At 72.6% G+C, this 19489-nt stretch carries 13 protein-coding genes and 1 pseudogene; 2 read left to right on the forward strand and 12 right to left on the reverse strand.

All coding sequences use genetic code 11. The features are described from left to right. Nucleotides 1-27 precede the first annotated feature (27 nt). Nucleotides 28-543 carry a J domain-containing protein gene (locus tag OV079_RS13490; protein WP_267768794.1) on the reverse strand — a complete coding sequence of 172 codons (516 nt, stop codon included), beginning with the start codon at nucleotides 541-543 and terminating at the stop codon, nucleotides 28-30. 178 nt (nucleotides 544-721) lie between these two features. Here OV079_RS13490 and OV079_RS13495 point away from each other — a divergent pair, with 178 nt between their 5' ends. Next, the gene (locus OV079_RS13495) at nucleotides 722-1834 is read left to right on the forward strand and encodes a M23 family metallopeptidase (RefSeq protein WP_267768796.1); all 1113 of its coding nucleotides are present in this window, start codon (nucleotides 722-724) and stop codon (nucleotides 1832-1834) included. Nucleotides 1835-2289: 455 nt separating this feature from the next. Here the strand turns inward: OV079_RS13495 and OV079_RS13500 are convergent, their stop codons facing one another. From OV079_RS13500 to OV079_RS13525, 7 genes and pseudogenes are all read right to left on the reverse strand, one after another. Beyond that, nucleotides 2290-3285: a tyrosine recombinase XerC gene (locus OV079_RS13500; protein WP_267768798.1), complete on the reverse strand. Its 996-nt coding sequence runs from the start codon at nucleotides 3283-3285 to the stop codon at nucleotides 2290-2292. 278 nt (nucleotides 3286-3563) lie between these two features. After that, a complete protein-coding gene (locus OV079_RS13505) occupies nucleotides 3564-5258 on the reverse strand; it encodes a leucine-rich repeat domain-containing protein (RefSeq protein WP_267768800.1) in 1695 nt (564 codons plus the stop codon). Nucleotides 5259-5262: 4 nt separating this feature from the next. Then, nucleotides 5263-6492, reverse strand: a complete 1230-nt coding sequence (locus tag OV079_RS13510) for an endonuclease/exonuclease/phosphatase family protein (protein ID WP_267768802.1) — start codon at nucleotides 6490-6492, stop codon at nucleotides 5263-5265. 74 nt (nucleotides 6493-6566) lie between these two features. Continuing rightward, nucleotides 6567-8714 carry a DNA mismatch repair protein MutS gene (gene mutS, locus OV079_RS13515; protein WP_267768804.1) on the reverse strand — a complete coding sequence of 716 codons (2148 nt, stop codon included), beginning with the start codon at nucleotides 8712-8714 and terminating at the stop codon, nucleotides 6567-6569. A gap of 44 nt (nucleotides 8715-8758) precedes the next feature. Then, a pseudogene (locus OV079_RS57835) lies at nucleotides 8759-9283 on the reverse strand (MutS N-terminal domain-containing protein); the annotation flags it as partial. Nucleotides 9284-9481: 198 nt separating this feature from the next. Further along, entirely contained in the window at nucleotides 9482-9814 is a 333-nt protein-coding gene (locus OV079_RS13520; RefSeq protein WP_267768807.1) for a hypothetical protein, read from the reverse strand. Next, nucleotides 9745-10800: a lysophospholipid acyltransferase family protein gene (locus tag OV079_RS13525; RefSeq protein ID WP_267768809.1), complete on the reverse strand. Its 1056-nt coding sequence runs from the start codon at nucleotides 10798-10800 to the stop codon at nucleotides 9745-9747. Before OV079_RS13525 ends, OV079_RS13520 begins: the two co-directional genes overlap by 70 nt. A gap of 50 nt (nucleotides 10801-10850) precedes the next feature. Here OV079_RS13525 and OV079_RS13530 point away from each other — a divergent pair, with 50 nt between their 5' ends. Then, nucleotides 10851-12125, forward strand: a complete 1275-nt coding sequence (locus OV079_RS13530) for an aminotransferase class V-fold PLP-dependent enzyme (RefSeq protein WP_267768811.1) — start codon at nucleotides 10851-10853, stop codon at nucleotides 12123-12125. 1 nt (nucleotide 12126) lies between these two features. On the opposite strand, the gene OV079_RS13535 is transcribed toward OV079_RS13530, so the two are convergent. The 4 genes from OV079_RS13535 to OV079_RS55855 all read right to left on the reverse strand — a co-directional run bounded on the left by OV079_RS13535 (nucleotide 12127) and on the right by OV079_RS55855 (nucleotide 19179). Continuing rightward, complete coding sequence (locus OV079_RS13535; RefSeq protein ID WP_267768813.1) at nucleotides 12127-12636, reverse strand: hypothetical protein; 510 nt, start codon at nucleotides 12634-12636, stop codon at nucleotides 12127-12129. A gap of 423 nt (nucleotides 12637-13059) precedes the next feature. Then, nucleotides 13060-14403 carry an alpha-2-macroglobulin family protein gene (locus OV079_RS55850; RefSeq protein ID WP_267768816.1) on the reverse strand — a complete coding sequence of 448 codons (1344 nt, stop codon included), beginning with the start codon at nucleotides 14401-14403 and terminating at the stop codon, nucleotides 13060-13062. Nucleotides 14404-14411: 8 nt separating this feature from the next. After that, nucleotides 14412-16511 carry an alpha-2-macroglobulin family protein gene (locus OV079_RS13545; protein WP_267778533.1) on the reverse strand — a complete coding sequence of 700 codons (2100 nt, stop codon included), beginning with the start codon at nucleotides 16509-16511 and terminating at the stop codon, nucleotides 14412-14414. Then, nucleotides 16501-19179 (reverse strand): Ig-like domain-containing domain, encoded by a 2679-nt coding sequence (locus OV079_RS55855; protein WP_267768817.1) that lies wholly within the window; start codon nucleotides 19177-19179, stop codon nucleotides 16501-16503. The genes OV079_RS13545 and OV079_RS55855 overlap by 11 nt, the downstream gene beginning before the upstream one ends. Nucleotides 19180-19489 lie beyond the last annotated feature (310 nt).

The raw sequence follows: 19489 nt of genomic DNA on the forward strand, positions 1-19489 counted from the left end.
AAAAAGCTGTGTGTAGAGACACATCGGTCAACGTGCTCCGGCGCCGCGACCGGCGGCCTCGAGCTCCGTCAGGTAGCGGCCCCGACGCCGCGGGTCGGCGAGGAACTCGGCGGAGGCTCGCGCTCGATCGAAGAGCTCGGCGAGGATCGCCGCGAACGCGCCGAGCCGTTTGCCGTAGTAACGGTCCGGGTGCAGGTGGCGACAGGTCTCGAGCCAGGCGCGACGGATCGCGGCGTCGTCGCTGGTCGGCGCGAGCCCCAGCCGCTCGAAGTGACCGATCTGCTCGCGGCGCGCCCACAGGTCGAGCAAGCGATCCTGTTCGTCGCGCGCGAGGTCGAGATCGTCGCTGACGCGCGGGCCGCCGCGGAGCTCGAGGCGCACGCTCCAGCGACCGGCGACGCAGCGACACGCGGCCAGCCAGCGCGCGACCGGATCGCCGGCCGTCCACGCCGGCGAGGCGGCCCACAGGCCGTGCAGCGGCGGGCTGGACGGGCCGAAACCGGAGGCGGCCCCCGGCAGGGCGACGGCGGTGGCGGGCTGCATGGCGAAAACGAGCGTACTCCGGCGAGGCTCGCGTTCGCGCGCCGACCGAGGTGAAGATCGTCACAAAATCGCGCCTCGAGGCGAGAGACCGGCGGCGACCCCGAGAGCCCCGGCGAGCCGGCGGACGAGCGCGGACGCCCGGTGAAGGCCGCGAGAGAACAGCTAGGATGACGCCGGCATGCACCCCCTGCGGGTCTTCGTCGTCGCGCTGTCGCTGGCCGCCGGGCTCGGCTGCAAGCCGAAGGACTTGCGCGCCCCCAACCAGGCGTCGCTGAAGCCGACGTCCGAGCTGATGCCGGAGGCCGATCGCCTCATCAACGGGCTCCTCCTCGGTCGCGTGTCGGAGCTGCACGCGTGGATGTCCCCCAGCCTCAAGACCGTAGTGCGTCCGCCCGAGCTGGCCGCGACCGGAGAACGCCTGCGCACCCGCTACGGCCAGCCGATCGGGATCCTCGAGGAGAAGGTGCACAAGGAAGGCGACCTCACCTGGTACTCGGGGCTGGTGGTGTACGCCCGCGGCAAGGCCGGCGCGCCCGACCGCAAGGTCCGCCTGGTGCTGTTCCAGTTCGCCGTCACGCCGGACCGCGCGCTCGATCGCCTGCTGGTCCGCGAGCACCTGGCGTTCGAGCAGATCGCCGGCCCGGCGCGCCGCTACTCGACGGTGACGCGCCTGCACTTCGTGAGCACCGGCGAGTGGACCATCGTCCACGGCGGGCCGCGCCGGATGACGAACTACCACCACAACCATCGCGCCCAGCGCTTCGCCTACGACATGGTCGTGATGAAGAGCGGCCGCAGCAAGCCGGTCGGCGGCAGCGGCAACAAGGCCTCGTACTGTTACGGCTACCCGGTGCTGGCGCCCGCCTCGGGCACGGTGATCCGGGCGGTCAACAACGTGGCGGAGAACGGCCCCGGAGCGACCGGCGAGGGCGGCGGCAACGGCGTCATCATCGACCACGGGTTCGGCGAGGCGTCGTCGCTGTGGCACATGATCCCGGGCACCGTGACCGTGAAGGTCGGCGACAAGGTCGAGCTCGGCCAGAAGCTCGGCAAGGTCGGCAACTCGGGCCACAGCAGCGGACCGCACATCCACTTCCACGTGTCCACCAAGCCGGGCTCGCCCCAGGGCGAGCTCGGCCTGCCCGCCCCGTTCGTCGACGTGTACATCGACGGGGCCTGGTACGAGCGCGAGATGCCGGTCCGCAGCGACCGCGTGCGCCGCACCGCCACCGACCGCCTGGAACGCAAGCAGCGCGGCTCGGCCGAGGTGCTGATCGACGCGGCGCTGTGAGGCGTGGCATCAGGGACATGTCCTCATCGGCATGTGCGGGAGGGCATGTTCGATAGGGCATGTTCCGGAGGTCATGTCGAATGCGACATGCTCTCAAAGTCATGCGACGCGACCGTGGCCGACCGCACGGCGTCGAGAGCAGGCCCGCCCTGCCCGCCCCCGGGTCGACGCGGGCCGCCGCCCCGGCAACGCCGGCCGTGGCGGCACGGCGAACCCCGGCCGCGGTCGCCCGCTCGCCGTCCGTAGCCCATACGGGCCGCGCACGGGCTCGCTCGTCGATCGCCGTCCGTCCCCCGCGGCGAGCTCGATCGCTCACGCGCGACGGCGCGGGCCCGATCGAGATCGCCGTTCGTTCCGCGGACGAGGCGGACCGCTCACGCTGCGGAACGATCCGTGGTCGGTCGCGCGCTCGAGGTCACCCGTCGCCGCCTGAGTCGCGCGGCGCGACGGGCCGCTCACGCGCGGCGGCGCGGGCGGCTCTCGGCCGGCGGCGGCGCGGCCGTCGCCTTGGCGCGCGGGTGGGCGCGCTCGTAGACGTCGACGATCCGGCCGAGGTCGAGGTGGGTGTAGCGCTGGGTGGTGCTGAGGCTGGCGTGGCCGAGCATGGCCTGGATGCTGCGCAGGTCGCAGCCGCCCTCGAGCAGGTGGGTGGCGAAGCTGTGGCGCAGACCGTGCGGGCCGACGCGGGCGCGCGCGCCGGTGGCCTCGCAGCGGCGGTAGACCAGCGCGCGCACGCTGCGGTCGCCGATCCGCTGGCCGCGGCGGCCGAGGAACAGCGCCCGCTCGCCCTTCGCGGCGGCTCGCTTCGAACCTGAACTTTCGGACATGCGCTCCGCGAGCGGCAGGAGCTGGGCACGGACGCCGAGCCAGGCCCGCACCGCGGCGGCGCCGGGCGTCCCCAGCGGGACCTCGCGGTCCTTGTTGCCCTTGCCGCCGACGACCCGCAGCGTCAGCGCGTCGCCGTCCCAGCGCAGGTGCTCGAGGTCGAGGGCGACGCACTCGCCGACGCGCAGGCCGGCGCCGTAGAGGATCTCGAGGATCGCGCGGTCCCGCAGCCCGAGCGCGCCATCGGCGTGGCCGGGGCCGTCGATGATGTCGGTGAGGTCCTCGACCGGGAGCGCGACCGGCAGCCGCTGCGGCAGCTTGGGCCGGCGCACCAGGGCGGCCTCGTTGTCGCCCATCTCGCCGCGCCGGCGCAGGAACTCGCCGAAGCTGCGCAGGGTCGAGAGCTTGCGCGCGGAGGTGCTGGCGGCCTGTTCGCCGAAGCGCTCGGCGAGGTCGGCCCGGACCTCGCGCACCGCGAGATCGGCGAGCTCGGCCGGTCGCCCGCGCCGGGCCTCGAAGCGATCGAGGAAGTCGAGGAGGTCGCCGCGGTAGGCGCGGAGCGTGTGCGGCGACAGCCGCCGCTCGTCCCGCAGGTGCTCGAGGAAGCGCTCGACGGCGTCGCGCATGGCCGAGGTGTAGCGCGAGGCCGGCGGGTCACGAGATTTGCGTCGCGCAGGGCCGGATCGAGGCATGGGAGCGCGGCCGCGAGGCGCGCCGTGCTCGGCCGCCGCTGCGAGGCGAAGGACCGCTCGGCACGTCGCATCGCTCGCCGTTCGCCGTGCTCGACCAGGTCGCACTCGCCAGCGTCCACCGCTCCGAGCTCGTACGGCTCCCGCTCGCACCGCTCGGCACGTCGCATCGCTCGCCGTTTCGCGATGCTCGCACCGGCGCGGCGGAGCTCGACTCACTCGCACGGCGGGTCGACGAGGACGGTCGCGCCGCGCTCGCGGAGGGCGCGGATGTCGTCGCAGTCGCCGTCGTCGAGCGGGGCGCCGCGGGCGTCGAGGCGGTCATTCTGGCGGAACGCCTTGATCCCGAGCAGCACGCCGATGTCGTCGACCTCGGTGTCGCTGATGTCGATCTGGTCGACGCCCAGCACCGTCTCGAGGCCGGCGAGGCTCTGCAGCGGCGTGCGAGCGACGCGGAGGATGTCGAGCTCGAGCCAGTCGGTGACGGGGCCGAGAGCGGTGATCCGGGTGCCGCTGGCGGAGAAGTCGACGAGGGCGGTCAGCGGCGCGAGCGGGCCGAGGTCGGTGACCGGGGCGCCCGAGATGTCGAGGGTGGTGAGCGCGGTGGCGCCGGCGATCGCGGTGAGGTCGGCGACGTCGAGCGGGGCGTTGAGCAGGCGCAGCACCCGGAGCGCGGGCAAGCTGGTGACGACCGCGTAGTCGGTGGTGGCGCCGTCGATGAGGTCGAGCTGGCGCAGCAGCGGCAGGCCGGTCAGCGGCGCGAGATCGGGGGCCACGCCCTGCCCGCCGAGGCCGAGGTAGTCGAGGTACTGGAGGCCGGCCACGGGCGACAGGTCGACGAGGTCGGGGTTGTCGCGCAGGTCGAGGCGCCGCAGATCGGTCAAGCCGGTGACCGCGCCGATGTCGGCGATGGCGTTGATCCGGGCGGTCAGGGTGCGCAGCTGCGCCAGCACCTCGAGGCCGTCGAGGCTGGTGAGCAGGTTCTCGTCGAGGTCGAGGCTGACGAGGCCGTCGAGCCCGCCGAGGTCGGCGAGCGCGGCGATCTGGTTCTTCTCGAGCCCGAGCTCGACGAGGTCGGGCTTGCCGGCGAGGCCGCGGGTGTCGGTGATGGCGTTGGCGTTGGCCTCGAGGCGGCGCAGGCGGCCGAGGCTCGCCAGCGGCGCGAGCGACTCGATCGCGTTCTCGTCGATGTCGAGGTACTCGAGCCGCTCGAGGTCGGCGAGCGGGCCGATGTCGCCGATCGCGTTGCCGTTGAGCGAGAGCGCGAACAGCTCGTGGAGGCCGGCGAGCGGGCCGATGTCGTCGATCTTGTTGTCGGACAGGACGAGCGACTCGAGATCGACGAGGCCGGCCAGCGGAGCGAGGTCGTCGATCTCGCCGCGCGCGACGTCGAGGTGGCGCAGCGCGGTCATGCCGGCGACGAAGCCGATCGACTTCACGTCGGCGCCGCCGAGGGCGAGCTTCTCGAGCTTGACGAGGCGCGACAGCGGGTCGTGGCGCGCGATCGGGTTCTCCGACAGCTCGACCTCGCGCAGCTCGCCGAGCCAGGTCAGCGGGCGAATGTCGACGATCTCGTTGCGCGCGAGGCCGAGAGTCCGGAGGTTGACCGCGCACTCGAGGCCCTCGAGACTGGCGATCCCCAGCCCCGCCGCCTGCAGGCCGGTGAGCGTTGCCAGCGACTCCGCGGTGAGCACGGGCCCACCCCCGGTGCTCTCTTCGTCGTGCGCCTCCGGGTCGGCGAGGATGTCGAGCAGCAGCGCGCGCAGGGCCGGATCGGGGACGCCGACCTCGCCCTCGCACACCACCGCGCGCTGCGGCGCGAACTCCTCGCGCGCACACGCGAAAGAGAGCGCGAGGGCGCCGAGCAGCGGGAGGATCGGCCAGGAGCGCATGCCGAGAGCGAGACCCATGGTATCACAGATGCGCGCGCTCGCTGCGGAGGCGTGAGCTCTGCTGCGCCCAGGTCGCTCGCGGGACAGGACGTCGATGCTCCTGCCCTGCGAGCGCGGCTGAACCTCGATGCTCGCCAGCTCGTGCGAGCGCTCGCGGCCGCGGTGGCCGAGTTGGCCCCTGCCCTGCGCTCGCCCGCGGCTGGGCTTCGATGCCCGCGAGCTGCTTCGATCGCTCGCTACCGCGGCGACGACGCCAGCCCTGCGTTCGCTCGCGTTCAGCCGCCGACGCGGAAGGTGCCGCGCACGGCCGCGTGGTCCGAGCCGCCCCAGCCGTCGGCGCCGGCGTCCCGGAGCACGCGGGCGGTGCCCTTGACGAAGCTGCCGCCGCCGCTGCGGGTCGACAGGTAGAGGTGGTCGAGGGCGCGCGTGTCGCCGTCGTACACGTAGGTCCAGTCGTCGTCGCCCAGCTCGCGGCGACGCGCTCCGTGCCGCCGCCGGCCTCGATCGCCTGCAGCGGCTCCGACTCGGGCACGTCGTTGAGGTCGCCGCCCATCAGCACCAGCGCGTCGGGGTAGTTGTCGGCGGCGAGGTCGATGAGGTCGCGCGCCGCGGTCGCCTCGGCGAGGCGGCGCTCGGGGTCGTCGTCGTTCTTCGACTTGAAGTGGGCCACGAAGGCGATCAGGCGCCGGCCGCCGGCGTCGAGGTGGGCCTCGAGGTAGTCGCGGGCGAAGTGCGTCGAGCCGCCGTCGGGCAGCGGGATCGGGGCCTTGCCGTGGCTGCGGATCTCGATCAGCGGCAAGTTCGACAGGATCGCGGTGTCGATCGACGACACGAACCCGGTCTCGCCGAGGTAGGCGGTCTGGAACTGCGGCAGGCGCTTGGTGAGCGCGTCGAGGCAGGCCTGGCTCTCGACCTCCTGCAGCAGCACGACGTCGGCCTTCAGCCCGTCGATGGCGGCGGCGATCTGGTCGGCGCGGTAGTCGAACTCGGCCTGCGAATAGGCCTCCTCGAAGGCCCCGCCGCCGCACTGGCCGCTGTCGCACACCATGTCGAAGAACAGGTGGACGTTGAAGGTGGCGACGACGATGTCCTCGGGGCCAGGTGGCGGCAGGTCCGGCGGCGTCGGCTCGGAGGTCGAGGTGTCGGCGCCGCCGCTGTCGCTGCTGGTGTCCTGGTCGGGGACCAGCGCGGGGCAAGCGAGCGAGGTGGCCGCGAGGGCGAGGACGCTCAGGCGGAGGCGCGCGCGAGGCATAGGGCGAGCTTGCCCCGGACGGGCGCGCGCGTTGAGTCCTCGAATGCGGACGATGCTGTGCTTTCAGACATGACTCAAGAGACATGTTCTCCGCTGCCGCCCTCGACCGCGACCAGGCGCTCGTGGAGCCGGCGCAGGGCCTCGTGGGCGTTGCGCGGGCTGAGCTCGTCGGGGTGGAGGGCCCGCAGATCGGCCAGGATCGCGGCCAGCGGCGGCGGGACGCTGTCGGCCGGCTGCGGGGCCGGCGCGGGCGGGGTGAACAGGTCGAGCTGCGGCACCGGCCGCGCCTCGCCCTGGGCCTGCTCCAGGCGCGTGAGCAGCTTCTGCGCCCGCCGCAGCACCGACGCGGGCAGGCCGGCGAGGCGACCGACCTGGATGCCGTAGCTGCGCTCGGCCGGGCCGGGCTCGACGCGGTGGAGGAACACGATGCTGCCGCGCTCCTCGTGGACGGTGACGTGGGCGTTGCGCAGGCCGACCAGGCGCGCCTGCAACTGGGTGAGCTCGTGGTAGTGGGTGGCGAACAGGGACCGGCAGCCGATCTGGTCGTGGAGGAACTCGGTGATCGCCCACGCCAGCGCGAGGCCGTCGTAGGTCGCGGTGCCGCGGCCGATCTCGTCGAGCAGGACCAGGCTGCGCGGGGTCGCCTGGCTCAAGATCTGGGCGGCCTCGCGCATCTCGACCATGAAGGTCGACTCGCCGCGGCCGAGGTCGTCGGCGGCGCCGACGCGGGTAAACACGCGGTCGACCACGCCGACGCGGGCGCGCACCGCCGGGACGAAGGCGCCGGCGTGGGCGAGGATCGCCACCAGGGCGGCCATGCGCATCGCCGTGCTCTTGCCGCCCATGTTCGGGCCGGTGAGCAGCATCAGGCGCCCTGCCCCGTTGGCCTGGGTGGTCGAGGCGCGCAGCGCCAGGTTGTTGGGCACGAAGCGGCCGGCGTCGAGCATGCGCTCGACGACCGGGTGGCGGCCCTCCTCGATGTCGAGGACTGGCTCTTCGACCATGTCCGGACGGACATACGCGTGCGACTCGGCGATCTCGGCCAGGCCGGCCAGCACGTCGAGCCGCGCCAGCGCCTCGGCGACCGCGAGCAGGCGATCGCCGGCGGCCGAGACCTGCTCGCGCAGCGCGGTGAACAGCTGCTGCTCGCGCTCGAGCGCGGCCGCGACGGCGCCGAGCACCGCGGTCTCGTGCTCGGCCAGCTCGGCGGTCACGTAGCGCTCGGCGTTGGCCGTGGTCTGCTTGCGCACGTACTCGGCCGGCACGCGCGACAGCTGGGTCTTGAGGACCTCGATGTAGTAGCCGAACACGCGGTTGTGCTGGACGCGGAGGTTGGCGATGCCGGTGCGCTCGCGCTCGCGGGCCTCGATCGCCGCCAGCGCCTCGCGCCCGCCGTCGCGCAGGCCGAGCTGGCGATCGAGCTCGGGGTCGGCGCCGGCGCGGATCATGCCGCCGTCGCGCTGGTGCGCCGGCGGGTCGTCGACCAGCAGGCGGACCAGCGCGGCGTGGACGTCCTGCAGCAGGTCCTCGCCGAGGTCGAGCAGGACCGGCAGGGCCGACGCTCCGGCCTGGCCATTGGGACCTGCGCCATCGGACATGTCCGGAGGGACCTGTCCTTCGGTGAGCAGCGGGGCGCGCCGGCGGGCCAGCTCGCCCAGCAGCTCGGCGACCCCGGGCAGGGCCGCCAGCGACTGGCGCAGCGCCGCGAGCTCGCGCGGGCTGACGGTGCCGAGGCGGGCGCGCGCGGCCAGGCGGGCGATGTCGCGGACGTCCCGCAGGCGATCCTGCAGATCGCCCCGCACGCGCGGCTCGGCGAGCAGCGCCTCGACGGCGTCATGGCGCTCGCGGATCGCCCCGAGCGCGCGCAGCGGGGCGCCGAGCCAGGCCCGCAGCAGGCGCGCGCCCATGGCGGTGCGGGTGGCGTCGACGGCCCACAGCAGGCTGCCCTTGCGCTGGCCGTCGCGGAGCGTGCGGAACACCTCGAGGTTGCGCAGCGAGGCGTCGTCGAGCACGAGGTGGGCCTCGAAGGCCTGGCGCCGCAGGCGGTGCAGCAGCAAGGTCTGGCCGGGCTGGGTGTCCTCGGCGTAGGCCAGGGCGAGCGCGGCGGCCCGCTCCTCGACCGGCGCCAGCGACTCGCCGCCGCTCTCCTCGCGCAGGCGCTTGACCCGGGAAGCTGCGCGGCGCCGACGGCGGCCGGGTCGCGGCCCTCGAGGCGCGGACACAGCGGGCCGAGCTCGAGCCCGAGCCACGGGTGCAGCCCGGGCTCGCACACGATCTCGCGCGGCAAGAGGCGCGACAGCGCGGCCCGCACCGCGCCGGCGCCCTCGCAGGTGACGACGAAGAACTCGCCGCACGAGATGTCGAGCACGCCGAGGCCGTAGCTGCCGGCGGCGTCGTGGACCAGCGCGACCAGGTAGTTGGGCTCCTCGCCGCGCAGGTGCTCCTCGTCGACCAGCACGCCCGGAGTGACGACGCGGACGACCTCGCGGCGGACGATCTTGTTCGGACCCTTGCGCAGGCGGGCCTGCTCCGGGGTCTCCATCTGCTCGCAGATCGCGACCTTGAAGCCGCGCTCGACCAGAGTGCGCAGGTAGCCGCCGATCGCGTGGTACGGCACGCCCGCCATCGGCACCGGGTTCTCGACCTCGCCCTTGTCGCGGGTGGTGACGGCGATCTCGAGGACGGGCCCGACGGTGATCGCGTCGTCGAAGAACATCTCGTAGAAGTCGCCCATCCGGAACATCACGATGGCGTCGGGGAACTGACGCTTGATGTCGAGGAACTGGCGCATGACCGGCGTGTCGGCCGAGGTGTGCGGAGCGTTCACGGCCGGGTTTCTATAGCTCAGCGCGGCATCGCGCGGCACAGCGGGCACGGCGCATCGCGGTCGCGCGGAGAAAATTCTTTCTGTAACCCCGCTGACAATTCGGGCAGCGCGCGTCCGCTTCGCGGCCCGGCGGCCGGCGAGACGACGACGTCTCGCGGCGGCTCAAGCGACGATGTCGGCGAGCGCGAGGATCTCGGCGCGGATGGCCCGGCGTTCGTCGCTGAGGTGCGCGAGCAAGTTGCGGCGCACGAGGAACAGACCGAGGCCGTGGGCCGCGGCGCGCACGGTGGCGAAGCGCTCCCAGAAGTAGAGCGCGGCCCAGCCGGCGGTCGGCGCGAACAGAAGGCCCGCGACCAGCCCGGCCTGCAGGCCCCAGGCGTAGCCGGCGCCGAGTCCGACGAGCAGCCACGTGAGCGGGAAGAAGGTCATGGCCGCGAGCAGCTTGCCGGTGGCCAGCATGTCCTCGTACTGACCGGCGACGCGGGCGGCGACCATGCCGCTGGCCCGGTACGCGAGGTAGTGGATCGCGGTGCCGGCGAGCGCGAGCGGGAACACGACGCCGAGCGCGAACAGGCTGCGGAGGGCGTAGCGCAGGCTGGCGGCGAAGGTGATGTTGTGCGGCGCGAGGTGGTCGGGGCCGAGCCCGAGCTCGGCGAGGTCGCGCTCGTAGCGGAGCACGCGGGCGACCAGGGCGTCGAGGCGCGCGGGGTCGCGGGCGCGCAGGCGGGCGTGGCCGGTGAGCAGCTCTGGCGCAGCTCGAACGCCTCGGCGACGCTCCACGCCTCCTCGCTGGCGGCGGCGAAGATGTCGGAGGTACGCTCGACGAGCGCGAGGATCTCGTGATCGTCGCCGTGCAAGGTGACGGCGCGCAGGGCCACGTCGATGTCGCGGGTCAGCGCCGCGACGGCGCCGGGCGGCGGCTCGCCGCGGGCATCGAGCGGCGCGTACGGGACGCTCAGCGGGGCGCCGAAGTAGACCAGGGCGTCGCTGCGGAACCGCGCCTTGGCGGTGTAGAAGAGGCCGGCCGGGATGATCGTGAGGTCTTCGAGACCTGTCCCGAGGGCAATGCGCGCCGCGCCGGTCTTGATGGGCTTGAGGTCGGGGTCCGAGTGCGAGGTGCCCTCGGGGAAGATGGCGACGGCCTGGCCGCGCAGCAGCAGCTCGCGCGCGTGGCGGAAGGTGTCCTGGTTGTCGACGCGCCCGCCGCCCTCGTCCTGGCGGCGGTACACGGGGATCGAGTCGAACGCGCGGACGATGGCCCCGAGGACAGGTGTCTTGAACAGCGGCGCCTTGGCCAGGAACGACACCGGCCGCGGCGACAGGCACAGCAGGAAGGCCGGGTCGATCAGCGCGTTGGGGTGGTTGAGCACGAACATCACCGGCCCGTCGGCGGGCACGCGCGACAGGCCGTCGAGCTCGATCCGGCGGAAGAAGATCCGTAACGCGACCCCGAAGATCTGCTCGACGACGCGGCGCAGCACCCGGACAGTATAATGAGGATACGGCGCTCCGGGCGTGGTAAGGATCGCGGATGTCGCCCGCCGCAGCCGAGCTCCGGAGCCGCTGGACCCTCGATCCCGAGGTCGTGTTCCTCAACCACGGCAGCTTTGGCGCCTGCCCCCGCGCGGTGCTCGCCGTTCAGGACGAGCTGCGTCGGCGCATGGAGCGGGAGCCGGTGCGCTTCTTTCTCCGCGATCTGCAGGCCCCGCTCGCGGCCGCGCGCGAGGCGGTGGCCGCGTTCGTCGGCGCCGATCCGCAGGACCTGGTGTTCGTGCGCAACGCGACCGAGGGCGTCAACGCGGTCCTCCGCTCGCTCGAGTTCGCCGCCGGCGACGAGCTGCTCATCACCTCGCACGGCTACAACGCGTGCAACAACGCCGCCCGCTACGTGGCTCTTCGAACAGGTGCGCGGGTCGTCACCGCCGCCCTGCCCTTCCCCATCTCCGGCCCGGAGGAGGCGGTCGCCGCGATCCTCGCCGCGCTCACGCCGCGCACCCGCCTGGCGATCGTCGACCACATCACCAGCCCGACCGGCCTGCTGCTGCCGATCGCCGCCATCGTCGCCGCGCTGCAGGAGCGCGGGGTCGACTGCCTGGTCGACGGCGCCCACGCGCCGGGCATGGTGCCGCTCGACGTCGACGCGATCGGCGCGGCCTACTACACCGGCAACCTGCACAAGTGGGTATGTGCGCCCAAGGGCGCGGCGATCCTGCACGTCCGCCGCGACCGCCAGGCGGCGATCCACCCGGCCGTGATAAGCCACGGCCTGGGCCACTCCGGCCCCGGCTCGCGGCTGCACGCCGAGTTCGACTGGACCGGCACCGCCGACCCGACGCCGTGGCTGTGCGTGCCGGCGGCGCTGCAGGAGATCGGCGGGATGCTGCCCGGCGGCTGGCCCGAGGTGCAGGCGAGGAACCACGCGCTGGTGTGCGCCGGCCGCAAGATCGTCGCGGAGGCCCTCGGCGCCGAGCTGCCCGCGCCGGAGGACATGCTCGGCAGCCTGGCGAGCCTGTTCCTTCCGCCAGGTCCCGAAGGCCAGGTGGTCACGCCGCTGACGTCGGACCCGCTGCAGGACGCGCTCTTGCTGCGCCACGGCATCGAGGTGCCGCTGCCGCCGTGGCCGGCCCCGCCGCAGCGGCTGATCCGGATCTCCGCCCAGCTCTACAACGAGGTCGCCCACTACGAGGCGCTGGCGCGCGCGCTGCGGGCCGAGCTCGAAGGAACGTTCGGACATGCCCTCATCGACATGTCCGAAAGGACCCTCGACTGGGTGCCCGACGGGACGCCCCCGCGCTCGCGCAAGTGAGTCACTCGCCGCCGGCGGCCTCGAAGGCGCGCATGAAGGTCTCGGCGTCGACCTGGCAGGCGCGCAGCAGCTGCGGCAGCAGGGCGTTGAGGCGGTCGCCGCCCTCCTTGGCCGGGACCTTGTCGGCGGCCCACATGCGGGCGATCGCGTCGACGATGCCGACCAGTACCTCGACGCGCACGCCGCTGCGCGGCGACACCGGCGGGTACGACTGGCAAGTCTGACCGGCGGCGGCGACCGCCTGGTCGGACCGGCCGGCGCGCACGAGCAGCGCGGGGGTGAAGATCCCGCAGTGATAGATGCTCAGCGACGAGGCCTCGTCGCTGTTGCCGCGCTTCTCGGCGGCGTCGGCGAGGGCGATGCAGCGGGTGCGGACCTCGTCGTAACGGCCGGCGGCGAAGTGGACGTCGAGCTCGAGCGGATCGGCGAGGTTGCGATCGCGCAGCAGCGGGCCTCCATCTCGGGGCAGCCGTACATGTCGACGAAGACCTCGACCTTGCCCGTGGGACATGGCACTTCGTACACGTCGACCATGTGCCCGCGGGCGTCGGGGCCGAGGCTGCCGGCGCGCGCGTTGGAGGCGGCCACGGCGTCGCCCTCGAACGGGTTGCCGCCGCCGGGGCAGCGGAACTCGGCGGCGACGTACTGGTAGGAGTCGCGCGGGCCGCAGCGCGGGATCGGGGCCTCGGCGCTGCCGCTGCCCCCGCCGGTGCGGCTCTCGACGCTGGCGTCGTCGAACAATTGTCAGGCGCCGCGGCGCGGCCGTGCGGCGGCTCGGCGTCGCGCTTGCCGCCACGGCTGTGTCCGCCGCAGGCGACGAGCGCGAGGAGGAGGACGAGCGAGCGCGGCGCGGTCATCGTCGCTTCCATGGTTACACGAGGGACGCGCCGCGACCAGCCCCGCCGGCGGACGAGCCGCCGGCGGGGCCGCGAGGTCACTCGACCACGCGCACCTTGGTCGAGGCGCCGTGGCCGAACAGCTCGGGCATGTACATCGCCTCGGCGCGCACGGGCGGCAGGCTGAACTCGCCGATCGTGGTCGCGCGGGCGGTGTAGCTGTACGTGTAGACGCCCGCCGGCATGTGGTCCGAGAACAGCAGCATGCGATCGTCGCGCATCTCGGTGTGGTCGAAGCGCCACCACGGGCGCCACCACCACCAACCGCCGAGCTCGCCGAAGAACGGCACGCTGCTGTCGACCGACTGGCTCTCGACCCCGCCCTGCACGTCGCGCAGGGTGGTCGAGAACTTGGCGTTCTGGCCCTCGAAGCCGGCCGGCAGCGGGTCGTCGACGACGACGAAGTTGGCGCGGTCCTTGGCGACGAGCGTGAGGTTGACGCGCACGAGCGCGCCGGCCTTGATCTGCCAGGTGCCGTCCTCGAGCTTCTTGACCGACTCGGGGTCGGGCTTGTCCCCGCCCTGCGCCAGCGGCTCGTAGCTGCGGTGCACGGTGAAGCCCTGCGACTCGGCCTTCATGGCCAGGTCGGCCGGCGCGTAGCGCAGGCCGAGCCGGTAGTAGAGGAGGCCCGGGCCGTCCTTGCTCAGCAGCAGCTCGCGCGGCTTCTGCTCGATCAGCTTCTTCATCGGGATCTGCTGCTCGACCACCGCCATGCTGCGGCCCTTGAAGGCGCGCTCGCCCGCGAACGCGCTGTCGAGCCAGACGCGCGCGACGTAGTCGGGCACGTCCTTCTCGATGGTGGTGAAGTAGCGGCTGGCCGCGAGCAGCGCCCAGGCGTTGGCGTGGGTGGTGCCCCACTGCCCGCCCTTCTGCGGATCGCGGTCGTCGAGGATCCCCGCCATCACCTTCGGCAGCAGCGGATCGGCCTCGGCCACCTCGAGCAGGGCCATCAGCGCGATCGCGTCGGTCTGCACGTCGGAGTGCATGAGCACCTGCAGGCCGTAGCCGTCGTCGCCCTCGCGCTTGCTCTCGGCGAAGTGCGCCGTCTTGGCGTTCTCGACCACCTTGGCCCTGAACTCCTTCAGCAGCGCGTCGCGCGAGCCGGTCATGCCGTAGCGGTGCGCGGCCGACAGCAGCAGCGCGTGGGCGTACAGCGGCATATCCTTGCGCTTGGCGTAGACGCGCTCGAACAGGTCGCTGCCGCGGCCGTCGCGGCTCATCAGCCACAGCGCGAAGGCCCGGCTGGTGTGATCGTAGTAGCGACCCCACGGCGTCGCCTCGCCGTTGCGCACGAAGTTGTCGAGGTAGGCCATCGCCCGGTCGATCGCGCCGTCGTCGACCTTGAAGCCGGCCGCCTTGCCCTCGAGCCAGGCGAAGGTCACCCAGGCGGTCAGGTACGGCGAGCTGCGGGCCGGATCGTCCCAGTAGCGGAAGCCGCCGTCCCAGTTCTGCCGCGACTGCAGCCGCGCGACCCCTCGGCGCCGAGCGCCTGCCGCTTGGCGAGGTCGCTGACGCTGGCGATCGGGAACTGCTCGAGCACCGGGCCGAGCACGAAGATCGGCAGCAGGCGGCTCGCCAGCTGCTCGGTGCACTCGTACCGATAGCCGACGAGGAAGTCGACCGCGTCCTCGAGGCCGGTGAGCGCGGTCGAGCTCATGCTCAGCTCGAGCCCGCCGAACGCCGGCAGCGCGTCCTCCGGGACCTTGAGCGTGCGCGCGATGCTGGCGTCGGTGACGCCGTAGTCGGCGAACGCCTGCCGCGTCGCCGGATAGTGGACCGGCAGCGCCAGCTCGGTCGCGTCGCGGCCGCCGTTCGACAGCGCCGCGAACTGCACCCGCATGGTGCCGACGCGATCGACCGCCATCGGGAACCGGACCTCGCGCGACTCGCCGGCGGGGATCTCGACGCCCACGGTCGGCTCGCCAGAGATGACGACGTTGCTGCCGCGCGTGCCGACGAGGATCGCCTGCGGCTCGCTGGTCTGGTTGTCGACCATGACCGAGGCCTCGAACTTGTCGCCGAAGTTGGCGAACCGCGGCAGGCTCGGCCGCAGCATGATCGGCTTGCGCACCTTGACGTTGGCCTCGCCCGAGCCGAAGCGGTCGGCCTGATCGGGATCCACGGCGACCGCCATGACGCGGAAGCTGGTCAGGTTCTCCGGCATCGGGATCTCGACGGTCGCCTCGCCGCTGGCGTCGATCGCGACCTCGGCGTTGAAGTACGCGGTGGTCGCGAACAGCGAGCGCAGCGAGATCGGCTGGCTCATCGCCGCCGTCGCGTCGAGCGTCGCGGTCTGCGCGACCTGCCGCTTGGCCTTCTTCATCGGCCCGTTGCTCGCCTCGGCCTCCTTGTGCTCCTCGACGACGGCCGCCATCGGCGCGGTCGGTGCGGGCATGGCCATCGCCTTGTCGGCCGCCGGCGCGCCGCCGAAGTAGCCGGCACCGCCGCCGCCCTTGCCCGCGCCGCGCATGCCGAGCCCCGTGTCACCATTGAGGAGGCCGTCGGTCGGCGCCTCTTCGGGCGCCGGCGCCGGCGACGGCGGCGGCTCGGGGTCCTTCTTCGCCAGCAGGAACTGGCGCATGTCGTAGAGGCTGACGCCGGGGTCGCGGTCGTGGTGGAAGAACGCCAGCGGATCGGGGGTCTGGAAGCCCATCAGGCTCAGCACGCCCTCGTCGACCACCATCACCGCGACGGCGGCCTTCTGCGGCGCACCGGCGGCGTCCTTGGCCTTGATCTTGAGCTTCAGCGTGTCCTTCGGCGCGACCTCCTGCTTCTCGGGCAGGACCTCGAGCGCGATCTTCTTGCGCGTGGCCTCGATCTTGAGGTCGACCTGGCCGACGGCGAACGCGGGCCGCCCGAGGTCCTGTCCGGGCGGCGCGCCGGGCACGTCGACACGCCCGCGCACCAGCAGCACCGAGGCGCGCACGTTGGGGATCTGCGCCTCGTCGATCGGGACCTCGAGGGTCGCCGCGCCGCCCTTCACCTCGATCGGGTAGTGCGAGACGATGCCCTCGCGGGCGATCACCACCAGGCCGCGCGCCTTGTCGAACGGCGAGCGCACCAGCACGGTGGCCTTGTCGCCCGGCTCGTAGGTGCGCTTGTCCGGCACCATGTCGACGCGGTGCTGGTCCTGCTGCCACACCACCGCGTCCTCGCCGTAGACGTAGAACGGGTGCTTCGACAGCGACTTGTGGCCCTTCGGATCGGTGATGAGCGCGCGGATGTCGTAGCTGCCGGCCTTGTCGACCACGAGCTCGCAGTTCACGGGCGCGTCGGCCGAGACCAGTGCGCAGCTGCCGACCTCGACGTCGACCGTGTCGTACTTGTACTGCCACGATCCGTTCTCTTGCACCGCGGCGCGCGAGGTCTCCTTGCGCACCAGCTTGACCTGCACGTCGCGGCCGGTGATCCGCTTGCCGTCGACGTCGACGACCACCGCCTCGAGCCGCGCGCGCTCGCCGGCGCGGTAGACCGAGCGATCAGCGCGCACGCCGGCGTACTCGCTCGCGGGGTGGACGACGTAGGTCGCGCGGCCGGCGATCGCTTGCCGGTTCTCGTCGGTGACGTTGGCCTCGAGCGTGTAGGTCGACGCGCTCGGCGGATCCTCCGACTTGGGCCCCGCCGGCGGCACCGGCGTCTTCTCGCCCCACGGCGTCTCGACCGCGGCCAGCAGGTGGCTCACCGACAGCAGGCCGCGCGCGTCGGTCTGACCGCTGCCCTGGCGCACCAGCATGCCGCTGCCGTACGGCCGCGGGAAGCCGATGCCCTTGCCGCGATAGAGGCCGCCGCCGCCGAAGTCGCCGTCGCCGCCCCACATCCACCACTCCGAGCCGCCCTGGCCGAAGGTGAACGCCTCGTTCTCGCTGCCCGGCGGGCGGTACGGCGAGTCCTGGCGCCGCAGCGTGTAGTCGGCCTGGGCCCCGACCATCGGCGCGCCGTGGAAGTAGCTGGCCTTGATGTCGGCCTGCAGCGTGTCGCCGTAGAGCAGCGGCGCCTCGGCCGATCGCTCGACCTTGACCTCGAACTCGGGCGCGCGGAACTGCTGCACCTCGAACGCGTGGTAGAACGAGCGCTCGCTCGAGAACAGCCCGCTCGGCGAGCTGACCTGCAACTGATAGCTGCCGGTGTCGCCGTCGGCCGGGATCGGGATGTCGATGCTGAAGGTGCCGAACTGGCCGATCTTCAGCTCGCCCTTGGCGACCTCGTGGCCGCGCGGGCCGGTGACCGTGTAGTTCGCGGACGTGCCGGCGCGCCAGCTGGACCTTGCCCGCGGGGCCGCGCGTCTCCTCGCGCACGATGCCCTGCATGTGCACCGTCTCGCCCGGCTTGTACGGCTGGCGATCGCTGTAGAAGAAGATCCGCGGCTCGTCCTCGCGGTTGGCGTGCATCCACACGCCCCACGAGTTGTCGGCCGTCTGCTGCAGCGGGATGTAGGCCGCCTCGCCCTGGTAGCGCGCGAGGATGTACGGCTGATCGTACATCGTGCCGTGCGTCAGCTCGGCGAGCCCGTCGGGGCCCGACTTGCCCGACCACACCGGACCGTCGAGCGCCATGTTGTGAAGGCCGAGCTCGACGCCCGGCAGCGGCTCACCGGTCTCGATGTCGGTGACGAGGATGACGCCGCTGTCGCTGTCGAGCGCCGCGGTCACGCCGAGGCGGGTGATCTGCACGACCTGCGACAGCGACTGATAGTAGTGCCAGCCGCCGTTGCCGAGCTCGTTCGAGCGCGCACCGAGCAACAAGAACCTGCCGGCGCCGGCGCCCAGCGCCCTGGTGTCGAGCGACAGGGTCGCGGCCTCGACGCGTGACTCCCGGACCTCGAACAGCTTGTCCCACGTCGGCGACTTGAGCGGCTCGGGCCACTCGCCGTCGTAGCGGACGTGGCGGTCGATCAGGATCTTGCGCATCTCGCTCGGCTCGAACGAGCGCGCGCGGACCTCGACCGAGGTCAGACCGGTGGCCTTGGCCTCGAGCACGCCGGAGTGGCTCGGCTCGAGCACGGCGGGATCGACCGGACGATCGGCCCACTGCAGCGAGGCGTCGAGCGGCGGCAGCGTGACCGTCTTGCGGTACGGCGCCTTGAGCTCCTGGCCGTGGATGTCCTTCAGGCCAGGTTCGACCTCGATCGTGTACGTGCCGAGGCCGCGGAACTTGCCGGTCAGGTGGATGTCGCCGGCCACCGTGACCTTGAGGTCGGGGACCTCGGGCGTGACGTGGACCTTCTTCTCGGCGTCCGGCGTCGACACCAGAGTGTTGGAGGCGCTGACGTGCAGGCCCGCCTGCGGGTTGCAATCCCAGTAGTACTGCGACGAGCAGCGCGGGCCGTCGAGCGTCAGCGGCGGGTAGGTGCGGAACGTGAGCCTTATCGCCTTGCTCGGGTTCGGGCCCTCGCCGTACACGCCGGCCGGGATCTCGACCGTATAGGCGGTGTTGGCCGTCAGCGCCGCCGCCGGTCGCAGCACGATCACGCGCTCCGCCGGGCCCTGCTGCGCGTACGAACGGAACGGCTCGGGCAGCCCCGCCCACTGCTCGGGCGCCACCTGCGTGACGCTGACCAGCCCTCCCCCGCCCTTCACGCGCATGGCGGCCAGCAACTTGTCGCGGTCGATGGCCTGGTTGAAGCGCAGCACCACGACGGTGTCGAGCGTGGCCGACTCGTAGTCGCCGGGGGTGATCGACTCGACCGCGAGCGACGGCGTGGTGAACTGCCACTTCACCTCCTTCGCCAGCTTGGTGCCCATCGTCGACGTCTCGCCGGCCACGACCTTGGCCGTGTACGTGGTCGAGTACGGCATGCGGCCCTCGGGCTCGAACGCGATCATCTGCGTGCCGAGCCAGCGGAACTTGCCCGGGGGCAGCGGCTCGAGGGTCAGCGGCGAGCGCTCGAGCTTCAGGTCGTCGATCGACGCCAGCGGCACCATCGGCTGGTTGAACACCGCGGTGACCGAGCCGACCAGCCCGGGCGCCTTCTCGGTCGGGCTGGTGCGCAGGACCTTCAGCGGACCCTCTTCCGCGAGGTCTTGCGTCTGCTTGGTCGGCGGCGCGGGCGGCGGGAACGGCAGCTCGACCTTCTCGCTCACGCTCGGGGGCGGCTTGGGCCCGGGGGTCGGCGTCAACTCGCCGGCGATGTCGCTCGCCTCGGCTTCGATCGCCGGCACGCCCGCCCACAGGTCGAGCTTCGGCGTTTCTGCGGTCTCCCGCTCGGCGCCGCCGGTCTCGGCCGCCGGGGGCGGAGTCTTGGGGGTGCAAGCCGGGAGGAAGAACATCGCGGCGAAGAGGCCCGCCGGGGCCGTGCGCCGGATCTGTCGCTTGTTGGCGTGGTCACGCATGGAGCGCTCGATTCACATTCGGGTGAAAGGGGGAGCGGAAACGCTATGCAAACGCGGAGGCGGGGCTCATGCTTACACACGCGGAGACGCCGATCGAGTGCGTCGACGCGCGATCGAGGACGCGGGGCGATCTCCCGCG

This window comes from Nannocystis pusilla, assembly GCF_026626665.1.
In the GTDB taxonomy this organism is placed as follows: Bacteria; Myxococcota_A; Polyangia; order Nannocystales; family Nannocystaceae; genus Nannocystis; species Nannocystis pusilla.

What these genes read in the sequence shown, in the direction of transcription:
- OV079_RS13495 (WP_267768796.1), top strand. Translation starts at nt 722, where the DNA reads ATGCACCCCCTGCGGGTCTTCGTCGTCGCGCTGTCGCTGGCCGCCGGG.
- OV079_RS13490 (WP_267768794.1), bottom strand. Translation starts at nt 543, where the DNA reads ATGCAGCCCGCCACCGCCGTCGCCCTGCCGGGGGCCGCCTCCGGTTTC.
- OV079_RS13505 (WP_267768800.1), bottom strand. Translation starts at nt 5,258, where the DNA reads ATGGGTCTCGCTCTCGGCATGCGCTCCTGGCCGATCCTCCCGCTGCTC.
- OV079_RS13510 (WP_267768802.1), bottom strand. Translation starts at nt 6,492, where the DNA reads ATGCCTCGCGCGCGCCTCCGCCTGAGCGTCCTCGCCCTCGCGGCCACC.
- OV079_RS13520 (WP_267768807.1), bottom strand. Translation starts at nt 9,814, where the DNA reads ATGGTCGCCGCCCGCGTCGCCGGTCAGTACGAGGACATGCTGGCCACC.
- OV079_RS13535 (WP_267768813.1), bottom strand. Translation starts at nt 12,636, where the DNA reads ATGTCCCACGGGCAAGGTCGAGGTCTTCGTCGACATGTACGGCTGCCC.
- OV079_RS13500 (WP_267768798.1), bottom strand. Translation starts at nt 3,285, where the DNA reads ATGCGCGACGCCGTCGAGCGCTTCCTCGAGCACCTGCGGGACGAGCGG.
- OV079_RS13530 (WP_267768811.1), top strand. Translation starts at nt 10,851, where the DNA reads ATGTCGCCCGCCGCAGCCGAGCTCCGGAGCCGCTGGACCCTCGATCCC.